The organism is Variovorax sp. 278MFTsu5.1, assembly GCF_048305045.1.
Classification (GTDB): Bacteria; Pseudomonadota; Gammaproteobacteria; order Burkholderiales; family Burkholderiaceae_C; genus Variovorax; species Variovorax guangxiensis.
Genome location: NZ_CP157623.1, coordinates 159,448 through 171,932, shown reverse-complemented (window position 1 = coordinate 171,932; position 12,485 = coordinate 159,448). Strand labels below are relative to the sequence as shown.

Here is a 12,485-nt window from a genome sequence, read left to right as displayed (position 1 = left end):
ACGCGCAGGCCCGCTTCAGGCGTCATGCCACCTCGCCGCCCGCGGCGTCTGCGACGGCAGTTCACCGAAAAGCTCCTGGTATTCCGCTGCGAAATGGCTCAGGTGGAAGAAGCCCCACTGCCCCGCCGCGTCGCCCACGGTCAGGTCACCGGCGCGGCTGCCCATCAGGGCGCGCCGCACCCCGTTCAGGCGCACCGAGCGCAGGTAGCTCAGCGGCGTGGTATCTGCCACCGCGCGAAAGCTGTTCTGCACCGTGCGCCGGCTGACCTGCAAGCGCTCGCACAGCTCCATCACGCTGGGGGCGCTCATGGTCTCGGCCATGGCCATCCGGTGGCACTTCTCGACGATGAAGTCCTGGGTGGAACTGCCGCTGCGCTGGTGCCGGTCGCAGGCCGGATCCATCACCAGCCGCAGCAACTCGCCCAGCAGCGCGTGTTCCAGTTCGTCCTGCCGCGCGGGCGTGCCGCTCATCTCGTCGTTGACCAAGGCCTCGGAGAATATCGCCAGCAGGCGCTGGCGGCATTCGACGAAGCGCTGCTGCGGCACCTTGATGACGGGCTGGCGCAGCAGCCGGGCGATGTCGTCGGCGAACGGCACCTCCCGGAGCGTGGCGTCGAAGAAGGCTCGGTCGAAGGCGATGGACAGGAGGTCCATCCCGGTGGGCATGTGGCACATGAACTCCTCGCCGCCGCGCAGGAAGTAAAGGCTGCTGCCGTCCGCATCGCGCCCCTGCATCCGGACGGTCCCCGGCATGGAGATGGGGACCGCAAAGCACACGCTGTCGCGGGGTGCTTCGCCCTGCTGCACAACGCGCTTGTTGATGCGCTCGCGAAAAGCGTGGCAGTGTTCGCTGGACAATTGCTGCAGCGAGCTCTCCAGTGCGCCCGACGCGAGTTGGCTGTAGACGAGCTGGCTCCAATGAGCGACTGATGCGGCATGCGCATGCACGTCCTGGAAGTGGTGGATGCTTCGGTTCATGGTGCGGAGTCCTCGATCTGGAAGGGCTGCGTCGATCAACAGATATGCACTTTTCTCAAATAGGAAAAATTCTGCATTTTTCATGCCTGACGCCAGACAGGGGAAACCCGATGGATCCCGCCGCGAAGCTGATCTTCTGCTTGCTTGATTTGTTCACAGCAACAATCGTGCACACATGCCGCAAGCCAACCGCACCCTTGCGGTGCGTCGTTGTCGCGCACCGTTGCTGATTTGGGCTAACGCCGCACGGCGCCCTCCCGGACACTGCGGCCGCTCGAACATCCGCAGACACCCCATGACCCAGAACCTGAAGCATTTCATCGAAGGCGCCCACGCCGAAGCCTCCGACGGCGCGCGCATGCGCCTCCTCAGCCCCGTGGACGAACAGGAATACGGCAGCGCCGCCCGCGGCACCGCCGAAGATGTCGACCGCGCCGTGGCCGCGGCCCATGCCCAGCTCGAAGGCGGCACCTGGAGCCGGCTGCATGCCGGCCAGCGCGCCCAGCTGCTGCTGCGCCTTGCCGATCTGGTCGAGCGTGACACGGCCCTGCTGGCCGACATGGACGCCAACGCCATCGGCCGCTCGCCGATGGAGCCGCGCATGATGGACGTGCCCAACGCCGTCGCCAACCTACGCGCGGCCGCCGGCTGGACCCAACAGCTCGAAGGCCGCACCGTGCCCACCGGGGGCTACATGGGCACGCCCACGCTGTCGTACACGCTGCGCGAGCCCGTGGGCGTGGTCGGGGCCATCGTGCCTTGGAACTCGCCGCTGATGATCACCGTGTGGAAGCTCGCCGCCCTGCTGGCCGCCGGGTGCACAGTGGTGATCAAGCCCGCGGAGGAAACGCCCCAGTCCGCCCTGCACCTGGCGCGGCTGGCGCAGGAAGCGGGCTTTCCCGACGGCGTCATCAATGTGGTGACCGGCTTCGGCGACGTCGTGGGCCGCGCGCTGTGCGAGCACCCGCTGGTCGCCAAGATCAGCTTCACCGGCAGTCCCGAGGCCGGCCGCGCCATCCAGCGCATCGCCGCGCCGCTGTTCAAGCGAGTCACGCTGGAGCTCGGCGGCAAGAGCCCGCAGATCGTGTTCGACGATGCCTCGTTCGACGACGCATTGCGCGGCTGCGCCATGGGCCTGTTCGTCAACCAGGGGCAGGTGTGTGCCGCCGGCTCGCGCATCCTGGTGCAGCGCAGCCTCGCGAAGCCTTTCGCGCAGGCACTGGCCGAGGCCGCCCGCGCGGTCACTGTCGGCGACCCGCGCCAGGCCGGCGTGCAGATGGGGCCGGTGGCCAAGAAGGCGCAGTTCGAACGCGTCAACCGCTACATCCAGCTCGGCCAGGATGAAGGCGCGGTGCTGCTGGCCGGCGGCGTCTCCCGGCCCGAGAAGGGCTGGTTCGTGCAGCCCACCATCTTTGCCGAGGCCACCAACCAGATGACCATCGCCCGGGAGGAGATTTTCGGCCCGGTGGGCACCGTGATCCCCTTCGACACCGAGGAAGAAGCCATCGCGCTGGCCAACGATTCGTCCTATGGGCTGGCGGCCACGGTGTGGACCACGCAGCTCGCCCGGGCGCACCGCGTGGCCGCACGCGTCAAGGCCGGGGCCGTGGGCGTCAACTGCTGGAGTCCGCTGGACGCCAACCTGCCCTGGGGCGGCCTCAAGACCAGCGGCATCGGCCGCGAGGGCGGGCTGCCCGGCGCGCTGGCGTACACCGAGGAGAAGGTCGTCACCGTCCTGCTGCCGGCCTGAGGCCCGGCCTCACAATGCACCACACAAGGAATCCTGACATGGGTTGGCGCAACACGATCGACGCCTGGGGCCGGGCCTCGATGCTCTTTCACTGGGCCACGGCCGCGGCCTTCATCACTGCCTACGTGGTCGTGTACTACGTGATCTGGTTCGTCGATCCGCAGACCAGCATCAAGCCGGCGCTTTTTGGCACCACACCCAATGCCGAACGGGTCGTGCCGCTGCTCAACATCCATTGGGTGCTGGGCCTGTCCATCGGCTTTCTCACGCTGCCCAGGCTCGTGTGGCGCATCGCCGGCGGCGTGCCGCGGCATGTCGCGGGCTCGCGCCTGGAGCGTCTGTCGGCCGACGCGGCGCACTGGGCGCTCTACGCCATCCTGATCTTGATGCCCCTGTCGGGCTACATGACGACCTACGACCCGACCGACTTCGGGCTGTTCGTGATCCCGGCCTGCCGCGACACCGCCTTCGCAGCCGCAATTCGCGGCGCATTCGACCTTTCCGTGGCGCAGCTGGAAGATGCGGCCTGGGCGGTGCACAGCTTCATCGGCGCCTGGCTGGCTTGGCCGCTGGTGGTGCTGCACATCGGGGCCGCGCTGCTGCACCACTTCGTGCGCAAGGACGCCGTGCTGCGCCGCATGCTGCCGCTGCGTCGCAGCACCGGCTGATCCACCCCCCTCCGCTACCCGACCCGCACCACGACACACCACATTGCGGTGCGTTGCGGCGTGGTGCGGCGTCGTGCAGCCACGCCGGGAGCGGCGCGATCGCGTGGCCGCAAGCAGATGCCGATCTCGGATAACGGCCAGCGCCGCCTCCCTTCGATAGTCCAAAGACCCCACTGCCGGTTGGTAAAGCGGGCATCGGCGCAGCCCGGCCACGGTCCGGGCGATCCGGATCCACACACCTCGCCTCTTCATCTTTCAGGAGTTCCCATGACCCAGCACTGTGCAAGAACCCTTCGCCCTCTCGCCCTGGCGGCGGCCATCGCCGCCGGCCTGCTCTGCCCCGGTTTCTCCGCCATGGCCGCGCCCGACGCGGCCCAGCTCGACAAGCTCACGCCCTCGGGCGCCCAGCGCGAAGGCAACGCCGACGGCAGCATTCCCGCCTGGCAGGGCGCGGAGCCGCCGCTGGCCGGCTGGGAGTGGGGCAAGCTGCGGCGCGACTTCTGGAAGCACAAGGACGAGAAGCCGCTGTTCACCATCGATGCGGCCAACGTCGACAAGTACGCCGACAAGCTCTCGGCCGGCCAGGTCGCCATGCTCAAGCAGCGCAAGGACTACCGCATGGACGTCTATCCGTCGCACCGCACCTGCGGCGTGCCGGACTTCGTGGCCGCCAACACGCGCAAGAACGTGGGCACCGCCCGCCTCAACGACGACGGCTGGAGCTTGAAGGAGGCGACCGTGCCGGGCTATCCATTCCCCCTGCCCTCCAATGGGGTGGAGGCGATGTGGAACTCCAAGATGCGCTACCGCGGCGTGGGCGTCGACTACAAGGGCACCATCACCGCCGTCTCGCCGCGCCGCGGCAGCACGGAGTGGATCCGCGCCGACTCGGAGCAGACGGTGTTCATTCCCTCGGGCGCCAAGGGCTCGCAGCAGCTGTCCTCGCTGCCTCCGGTGGAGTTCTATGTGTACTTCGGCTACACCTCGCCCGCCGCGCTGGCCGGGCAGGCCCTGGCGATCACCCAGTACATGAACCAGGCCGAGAACGAGACCTTCTACTACTTCCCCGGCCAGCGCCGCGTGCGCCGCATGCCGACCTACTCGCACGACTCCCCGCAGATCGGCATGGAGAACCAGTACACGCTGGACGAACCGCAGGTCTTCAACGGCGCGCTCGACCGCTTCGACTGGAAGCTGGTGGGCAAGAAGGAGATTTACGTTCCCTACAACGCCTTCGGCGCCTATGACTTCAAGGCCAAGTTCGAGGACGTGGCGCGCGACGACTTCATCGCACAGTCGCATCGCCGCTACGAGCTGCACCGCGTGTGGGTGGTGGAGGCCACCGTCAAGGCCGGCATGCGCCATTCGGCGCCCAAGCGCACCGTCTACCTCGATGAGGACAGCTGGGCGCCGCTGCTGATGGACGACTTCGACGGGCAGAACAAGCTCGCCAAGATGCGCGAGGGCTTCCTCATCCCGGTGTACGAGACGGGCTCCTGCGACGCGATGGCCATGGTGCAGAACAACCTGGCCGAGGGCCGCTACGTCTTCGACACGCACACCGTGGGCGTCGGCAAGGACATCCGCTGGTTCACCGAGCCGACCGGCCCGCGCATGCGTTCGGGCTTCTACACGGCCGACAACCTGCGCGCCATCAGCGAGCGCTGAACGCCGCGCCCAGAACGACGACAACAAGCCCCGAGGAGAAGAACCGATGAACTTCACCGCCCGCCCCTCCAGCACCCTCGCCCGGCTGAGCGCCGTGCCCGCCGCCTGCCTGCTCGCCGCGACGGGGGCCGCCCATGCCTTCACCTTCGAGACCGACAACGTTCGAGGGAGCTTCGATTCCACCATCACCATCGGCACCGGCATCCGCGTCAAGGACCCCTCCTGCACGCTCGTCATCCAGGGTGCGGTGGGCGTCGGCGCACCCGCCGGCTGCCTGGCACCCACCTCGTCGATGGGCGACCAGGGCAACCTGAACTACCGCAAGGGCGATGCCTTCACCACCTACGTCAAGGGCAGCCACGAGCTGCTCCTGAAGATGCCCGATGACATCACCTTCCTCGGGCGGGTGAACTGGGTCCGCGACCTCACGGCCACCCACACCACCGGCTACACCAGCGCCGCCGCGACGCAGTACCTGCCCGACGGCCTGGCCAGCGACGCGCGCAGCGACCTGCGCTTCAAGGCCCGGCTGCTGGACTTCTGGGTGAGCAAGACCTTCCAGCTCGGCGGCGAAACGGCGCGCGTGCGTGTGGGCAACCAGGTGATCAGCTGGGGGGAAAGCCTTTTCCTGCCCGGCGGCATCAACGCGACCAACGCGCTGGACATCATGCGGCTGTCGCAGCCCGGCACGCAGCTGAAGGAGGCGGTGCTGCCCGCGCCCATCGCCAGCTTCGCCACGGGCCTGGGCCACGGCCTCAACTTCGAGGCCTACGTGCAGGCGCGCTGGAACGGCAACTACATGGCACCCACCGGCTCCTACTGGTCTGTGGCCAACGGCATGGGCAAGGGCCACGACGCCTACGGCCTGATCGAGACGAAGCCGAAGAACGGCGGCCAGTGGGGCACCGCCCTGAAGTGGCAACCCGAGGGCACGCAGCTGAACCTGGGTGCCTACGTGATGAACTACAACGACAAGTCGTTGAACTTCAGCACCAATGCGGGCGGCACCGGCCGCGCGGGCTGGGCCTACCCGGAGAACCGCCGCCTCTACGGCCTGAGCGCCAACATGCCGGTGGGCGACTGGTCGGTGGGCACCGAGCTGTCGTACCGTCCGCGCGATGCCGTGGCGCTGAACCCGGCGGCGAGCGGCTGCTCGTTCAACCACGGCAACTGCTGGGTCGACGAGAAGAAGCTGCAGTGGCACCTGACCGGCATGCTCAGCCTCACGCCGAGCAATGCAGGCGGCGTGCTGCGCGCCCTCGGCGCGGACACCGCGACGCTGATGGCCGAGGCCGTGGTGGTGCGCTATCCCAACCTCAAGAAGTACTACGGGTCCGATCCGATCGCTGCCGGTGCATGGGGCTGGGGCCAGGAGTTCAGCGCCGCGGGCACGCCGCAGCCGGTGGGCTCCAAGACGGCGTGGGGCTACAACCTCGACTTCAGCTGGGTCTACGACGGCTCGCTGATTCCGGGCTGGCAGGTGATTCCCGAGGTGTACTACTTCCAGGCCGTGAAGGGGCGCACGCCCAACGGCGCGGGCCAGTTGATGGAGGGCGCCAAGTCCGTCAACCTGGTCGTGACCTTCGTGCAGAACCCGGCGAAGTGGCAGGCCTCGATCAACTACGCGGCCTTCTTCGGCGGCAAGCGCGTGTTCGACCAGCCCTATCGCGACCGCAACTTCGTGGGCCTCACCCTGTCGCGCAACTTCTGACCTGTCGCGCCGCGCACCGCCCGCGGCGGTGGCGGCGCCGCCTGCTGAAAGCACTCCGTGTCCGATCCCAATCACGCCCCCGCCCCCGCACCTGTTCCCGCCCAGGCCTCCGCGCTGCAGCGCGCCGTGCAGCGCCTCGAGGCCTTCTGCTTCTCCCATCGCCGCGGCATCCTCGTCGCGCTGGCCCTGTTCACGCTGGCCATGGCGTGGTTCGCGGCGCAGCTGCGCATGGACGCCGGCTTCGACAAGCAGATGCCCTCGGGCCACGAGTACATCCAGACCTTCCAGGCCTACCGCGAGGACGTGCTGGGCGCCAACCGGCTCAACGTGGTGGTCAGGGCCCGCCACGGCACCATCTGGACCGCGCCGGCCCTCAAGCGCCTGTACGAGGTGACCCAGGCCGTCACCTACCTGCCGGGCATCGAGCGGCTGGGCGTGCAGTCGATGTGGACGCCCAACAGCTTCGTCAACGAGATCACCGAGGAAGGGTTTCGCGCCGATCCGCTGATCGACGCCACCATCACGCCCGATCGGCTCACGCCGGAGATCATCGCCGGCATCCAGCGCGCGGCCGCCCAGGGCGGCTTCATCGGCACGCTGGTCTCGCGCGACCAGACCAGCGCCATGGTCACGGCCGAGCTGGCCGAGTACGACGCGCAGGGCCGCAAGCTGGACTACGTGGCCTACAACCACCTGCTCGAAGAGAAGATCCGCGCGCGCTTCGAGGACGGCGACTTCGAGGTCCAGATCATCGGCTTCGCCAAGCAGATCGGCGACATCGCCGACGGCGCGCAGTCGGTGCTCAAGTTCTGCCTGGTCGCGCTGCTGCTCACCGCCGGCGCGGTGTACTGGTACTGCCGCTCGGTGCGCTTCACGCTGCTGCCCATCGCATGTTCGCTCGCCTCGCTGGTGTGGCAGTTCGGTACGCTGCGGCTGCTGGGCTTCGGGCTCGATCCGCTCGCGGTGCTGGTGCCCTTCCTGGTGTTCGCCATCGGCGTGTCGCACGGCGTGCAGCAGATCAACTACATCGTGCGACGCATCTCGCAGGGCCACACGACCTACGAGGCCTGCCGCGACAGCTTCGGCGGGCTGCTGATTCCCGGCACGCTGGCGCTGGTGACGGCCTTCGTCTCCTTCGTCACGCTGCTGATGATCCCGATCCCGATGGTGCGCGAGCTGGCCATCGCAGCCTCGCTGGGCGTGGCCTACAAGATCGTGACCAACCTCGTCATGCTGCCGGTGGCGGCCTCCTTCTTCGAGGTGAGCCGCGACTTCGCCGACCAGGCCCTGCTGCAGCGCGAGCGCCGCTCGGGCTGGCTGCGCGTGCTGGCCCGGCTCGCGCAGCCGCGCGCGGCGGCCGTGATGCTGCTGGTCACCGCGGTGGTGTTCGGCGCCGCCGTGTGGCAAAGCCGCGACCGCGTGGTCGGCACCTTGCAGCCCGGTGCGCCGGAACTGCGCGAGGACGCCCGCTTCAACCGCGACGCGGCGTCCATCGCGCGCAATTTCGACACCGGCCTGGACTGGCTGACCGTGGTGTTCGAGGCACCGCCCGAGAGCTGCGGCAACGTGAACATCGGGCTCTACCAGGACCGCTTCGTCTGGGCGATGCAGCCGGTGGAGGGTGTGCTCTCGATATCCTCTTACGCCGGACAGCTGCGGCTGTACAACGAGGGCTACAACGAAGGCAACCCGAAGATGGCCGTGGTGCCCATCGATGCGGGCAACTACGCCGCCCTATCCACCGAGATCGCGCGCATCCGCGGCACCATGCGCAAGGACTGCAGCATGACGGCGGTGAACCTCTTCCTGACCGACCACAAGGCCACCACCATCCAGCGCGTGATCGACGCGGTGAAAGCCTTCCGCGGCGGCCACCCCATGCCCGGCGTGAACATCCGCCTGGCCGCGGGCAACGCCGGCGTGCTGGCGGCCATCGACGACGAGGTCGAGAAGAGCGAGCTGCCGATGATGCTGTACGTGTACGCGGCCATCGTGGTGCTGGTGTTCCTGGTCTACCGCGACCTGCGCGCCGTGGCGGCCTGCTGCCTGCCGCTCACGGTGGGCACCTTCATCGGTTACTGGTTCATGAAGGAGCTGCAGATCGGCCTCACGGTGGCGACCCTGCCGGTGATGGTGCTGGCGGTGGGCATCGGCGTGGACTACGCCTTCTACATCTACAACCGCCTGCTCATGCACATGGCCGCGGGCCAGACCATCGTCAAGGCGATCGAGCACGCCATCCTGGAAGTGGGCACGGCCACCATCTTCACCGCCATCACGCTGGCCGTGGGCGTGGCGACCTGGTCTTTCTCGCAGCTGAAGTTCCAGGCCGACATGGGCAAGCTGCTGGCCTTCATGTTCATGGTGAACATGGTCATGGCGATGACCGCCCTGCCCGCCTTGGCGGTATGGCTCGAAAGGCTCTTCCCGCGCCGCAAGCCCGTGCGAGCGACCGGACTGCAGCAGCACTGACATCCATCTGACGATCGACGATGAAATCGACTTCCCTTCTTGCGCGCACGGCATTGGCCGGCGCCCTCGTTTCCCTGTCGCTGGCCTGCGCGGCGCAGGCGCCGCAGACCCAACAGGCCCCAGCTGCTGTTGATGGCGTACCCCTACTGGTTCCCGCGGTTCGCGCCGCGCATGCCGCCCGCGCCACGATGCTGGCCAGCACCCGCGCGGGCGAGCGCATCGTCGCGGTGGGTGACCACGGCGTGGTGCTGCTGTCGGACGACGGCGGCCGCAGCCACCGCCAGGCGCGCCAGGTGCCGGTGGACGTGGCGCTGACCTCGGTCTCCTTCATCGACGCCGGTCGCGGCTGGGCCGCGGGCCACTGGGGGGTGATCCTGCACACCGAAGACGGCGGCGAAACCTGGCAGGTGCAGCGCAGCGACGCGGCGCACGACCGGCCGCTCTTCGCGGTGCACTTCTTCGACGAGAAGCAAGGCGTGGCCGTGGGCCTGTGGTCGCTGGTGTTGCGCACCGACGATGGCGGCGCCCACTGGCAGCCCGTTGAACTGGCCCCGCCGCAAGGCGGCAAGCGCGCCGACCTCAACCTCTTCGGGCTGTTCGCCGACGCGCGCGGCCGGTTGTTCGCGCCGGCGGAGCGCGGCATGGTGCTTCGCTCCGAAGACAAGGGCCGCAGCTGGAACTACATGCCGACCGGCTATGCGGGTTCGTTCTGGAGCGGCATCGCGGGACCTGGCGGCATCTTGCTGGCGGCGGGGCTGCGCGGCTCGATGTACCGCAGCGTCGACGACGGCGGCAGCTGGCAGCGCGTGGACACGCACACGGAGTCGTCCATCACCGCGCTGGCCGGCGCGGGCTCGAGGATCGTCGGTGTCGGGCTCGACGGGCTGGTGCTGACCAGCGAAGACGGCGGTGCGAGCTTCGCCGCCAGCACGCGCGAAGACCGCCTGCCCCTGACCAGCGTGGTGCTGGACGGACAGGGCCGCGCGACGATGTATTCGCGCCAGGGCGTGGTGGCAGCCACCAGCACGAAGGATCCGTCGGCGCGCTGAGCGCCTCGGACCCGGCAGGAACGCAGGCTACTGGCGGAACACACCCTCAGCGGCCGTCTCGGCGAGCGCCCGGCGATCGCTGGGCGCTTCGAGCTTGCGCACGCCCTCGGGCAGCACGGCCGGATCGCCCTTTTTGCCGACGGCCACGACCGTCTCGATGGCGTAGCCCTGCGGCAGCTGGATGGCCGCGCGCAGCTTTTCGGCGTCGAAGCCGGCCATCGCATGGGCCGACCAGCCCGACAGCGTGGCCTGGAACGCGAGGCTGGCCCAGGCGGCGCCGGCATCGAAGGAATGCCACTGGTTGGGGGCCGCCTCGGCGCGACCCGGGAACAGGGCCTCGCGCTGCGAGATCACGACCACCAGCGCGGCGGCGCGCTTCGTCCACATCTGGTTGAACTCGACGAGGCTGTCGAAGATGGGCTGCCAGGCAGGCGTGCCGCGGCGCGCATAGATGAAGCGCCAGGGCTGCACGTTGTACGCGGAAGGCGCCCAGCGGGCCGCTTCGAGCAGGCTCATGAGCGCGGGCTCGGCGATGGTCTCTTCGGCGAAGGCGCGCGGCGACCACCGGTTGGTGAACAGCGGGTCGATGGGGTGGGTGGATTGGCGGGGATTGCTCATTGAAGACTCCAGGGGAACGATGAAGGAAGATGCGGCATGGCGGTGCCGCGCAGGGACGCGCCGCGAAGACGCCGCGCGGGAAAACGAAGGCGCAGGAGAAGGCGCTTCAGCCGCGCATCAGGCGATGCCGGCCATGTTGATGTACTTGATGACCAGGTAGTCGTCGATGCCGTGGCGCGAGCCCTCGCGGCCGAGGCCCGACTGCTTGACGCCGCCGAAGGGCGCGACCTCGTTGCTGATGAGGCCGGTGTTGACGCCGACCATGCCGTACTCCAGCTGCTCGGCCACGCGCCACACGCGGCCCAGGTCGCGGGCATAGAAGTAGCTCGCCAGGCCGAACTCGGTGTCGTTGGCCATGCGCACGACCTCGGTTTCGTCGCTGAAGCGGAACAGCGGCGCAAGCGGGCCGAAGGTTTCTTCGCGCGCCACCGTCATCGCCTGCGTCACGCCGGTCAGCACGGTGGGCTCGAAGAAGCTGCCTCCCAGCGGATGGCGGCGCCCGCCGCTGAGCACCTGCGCGCCCTTCGCCACCGCATCGGCCAGGTGCTCCTGCACCTTGCGCACCGCGGCCTCGTCGATCAGCGGGCCGATGCGCACGCCCTCCTGGTCGCCGGGGCCCACCTTGAGCGCGCGCAGCGCCTCGGCCAGCTTCTGCGCGAAGGCATCGTAGACGCCCTCGTGCACGTAGAGCCGGTTGGCGCACACGCAGGTCTGCCCCGCGTTGCGGAACTTGGAGACCAGCGCGCCTTCGACCGCCGCGTCGAGGTCCGCGTCGTCGAAGACGATGAAGGGCGCGTTCCCGCCCAGCTCCATCGACACCTTCTTGACCGTGGAGGCCGTCTGCTGCATCAGCAGCCTCCCCACCTCGGTGGAGCCGGTGAAGCTGAGCTTGCGCACCACCGGGTTGGTGGCCAGCTCGGTGCCGATGTCGCCGGCCGACCCGGTCAGCACCGACAGCACGCCTGCGGGCACGCCGGCGCGCTCGGCCAGCACCGCCAGCGCCAGGGCCGTGAGCGGCGTCTGGCTCGCGGGTTTGACCACCATCGTGCAGCCGGCCGCGAGCGCGGGGCCGGCCTTGCGCGTGATCATGGCCGCGGGGAAGTTCCAGGGCGTGATGGCCGCGCACACGCCCACCGGCTCGCGCACGACCACGATGCGCTGCGACGCCACGGGTGAAGGGATGGTCTCGCCATACACGCGCTTGGCTTCCTCGCCGAACCACTGGATGAACGAAGCCGCATAGGCGATCTCGCCGCGCGCCTCCGCCAGGGGCTTGCCCTGCTCGGCCGTCATGATGCGGGCGAGGTCTTCCTGGTTCTGCAGGATGAGCGCGTGCCAGCGCGCGAGGATGGCCGAGCGCTCGTGCGCGGTGCGGCGGCGCCACTGCGGCCAGGCGGCATCGGCCGCCTCGATGGCACGCCGCGTGGCGGCGGCGTCCAGCCGGGGCACGTGCGCGATCAGCGCGCCGTTGGCGGGGTTGGTGACGGCGATGGTCCGCTCGGCGGATATCCATTCGCCCGCCACCAGGCATTGCGCGCGCAGCAGCGAGGGGTCGTCGAGAGTCAGCATGG

9 protein-coding genes are annotated in these 12,485 nt (G+C 68.9%); 6 read left to right on the top strand and 3 right to left on the bottom strand.

What is annotated here, in order from left to right:
- Window positions 1-15 precede the first annotated feature (15 nt).
- Window positions 16-978: a helix-turn-helix domain-containing protein gene (locus ABL844_RS32895; protein WP_418126288.1), complete on the bottom strand. Its 963-nt coding sequence runs from the start codon at window positions 976-978 to the stop codon at window positions 16-18.
- A 295-nt stretch (window positions 979-1,273) separates the two neighbouring features.
- Between ABL844_RS32895 and ABL844_RS32890 the strand changes: the two genes are divergently transcribed.
- The 6 genes from ABL844_RS32890 (at window position 1,274) to ABL844_RS32865 (ending at window position 10,296) form a co-directional block, all read left to right on the top strand.
- Window positions 1,274-2,728 (top strand): aldehyde dehydrogenase family protein, encoded by a 1,455-nt coding sequence (locus ABL844_RS32890; protein ID WP_418132249.1) that lies wholly within the window; start codon window positions 1,274-1,276, stop codon window positions 2,726-2,728.
- A 38-nt stretch (window positions 2,729-2,766) separates the two neighbouring features.
- Window positions 2,767-3,396 carry a cytochrome b gene (locus tag ABL844_RS32885; protein WP_418126284.1) on the top strand — a complete coding sequence of 210 codons (630 nt, stop codon included), beginning with the start codon at window positions 2,767-2,769 and terminating at the stop codon, window positions 3,394-3,396.
- 267 nt (window positions 3,397-3,663) lie between these two features.
- The gene (locus ABL844_RS32880; protein ID WP_184641826.1) at window positions 3,664-5,064 is read left to right on the top strand and encodes a DUF1329 domain-containing protein; all 1,401 of its coding nucleotides are present in this window, start codon (window positions 3,664-3,666) and stop codon (window positions 5,062-5,064) included.
- Window positions 5,065-5,110: 46 nt separating this feature from the next.
- The gene (locus ABL844_RS32875; protein WP_184641825.1) at window positions 5,111-6,775 is read left to right on the top strand and encodes a DUF1302 domain-containing protein; all 1,665 of its coding nucleotides are present in this window, start codon (window positions 5,111-5,113) and stop codon (window positions 6,773-6,775) included.
- 201 nt (window positions 6,776-6,976) lie between these two features.
- Window positions 6,977-9,247, top strand: a complete 2,271-nt coding sequence (locus tag ABL844_RS32870) for an efflux RND transporter permease subunit (protein ID WP_418132298.1) — start codon at window positions 6,977-6,979, stop codon at window positions 9,245-9,247.
- A gap of 20 nt (window positions 9,248-9,267) precedes the next feature.
- Window positions 9,268-10,296, top strand: coding sequence for a WD40/YVTN/BNR-like repeat-containing protein (locus tag ABL844_RS32865; protein WP_418132248.1), 1,029 nt, complete (start codon window positions 9,268-9,270; stop codon window positions 10,294-10,296).
- A gap of 27 nt (window positions 10,297-10,323) precedes the next feature.
- Here ABL844_RS32865 and ABL844_RS32860 read toward each other — a convergent pair whose 3' ends face one another.
- Window positions 10,324-10,914 carry a nitroreductase family protein gene (locus ABL844_RS32860; protein ID WP_418132247.1) on the bottom strand — a complete coding sequence of 197 codons (591 nt, stop codon included), beginning with the start codon at window positions 10,912-10,914 and terminating at the stop codon, window positions 10,324-10,326.
- A gap of 117 nt (window positions 10,915-11,031) precedes the next feature.
- Window positions 11,032-12,483 carry an NAD-dependent succinate-semialdehyde dehydrogenase gene (locus ABL844_RS32855; RefSeq protein ID WP_418132246.1) on the bottom strand — a complete coding sequence of 484 codons (1,452 nt, stop codon included), beginning with the start codon at window positions 12,481-12,483 and terminating at the stop codon, window positions 11,032-11,034.
- Between the last annotated feature and the right edge of the window lie 2 nt (window positions 12,484-12,485).

Bases quoted from the DNA above. Each gene is read 5' to 3' on its own strand.
- ABL844_RS32895 (WP_418126288.1), bottom strand. From the start codon at position 978: ATGAACCGAAGCATCCACCACTTCCAGGACGTGCATGCGCATGCCGCA.
- ABL844_RS32890 (WP_418132249.1), top strand. From the start codon at position 1,274: ATGACCCAGAACCTGAAGCATTTCATCGAAGGCGCCCACGCCGAAGCC.
- ABL844_RS32885 (WP_418126284.1), top strand. From the start codon at position 2,767: ATGGGTTGGCGCAACACGATCGACGCCTGGGGCCGGGCCTCGATGCTC.
- ABL844_RS32880 (WP_184641826.1), top strand. From the start codon at position 3,664: ATGACCCAGCACTGTGCAAGAACCCTTCGCCCTCTCGCCCTGGCGGCG.
- ABL844_RS32875 (WP_184641825.1), top strand. From the start codon at position 5,111: ATGAACTTCACCGCCCGCCCCTCCAGCACCCTCGCCCGGCTGAGCGCC.
- ABL844_RS32870 (WP_418132298.1), top strand. From the start codon at position 6,977: ATGGCGTGGTTCGCGGCGCAGCTGCGCATGGACGCCGGCTTCGACAAG.
- ABL844_RS32865 (WP_418132248.1), top strand. From the start codon at position 9,268: ATGAAATCGACTTCCCTTCTTGCGCGCACGGCATTGGCCGGCGCCCTC.
- ABL844_RS32860 (WP_418132247.1), bottom strand. From the start codon at position 10,914: ATGAGCAATCCCCGCCAATCCACCCACCCCATCGACCCGCTGTTCACC.
- ABL844_RS32855 (WP_418132246.1), bottom strand. From the start codon at position 12,483: ATGCTGACTCTCGACGACCCCTCGCTGCTGCGCGCGCAATGCCTGGTG.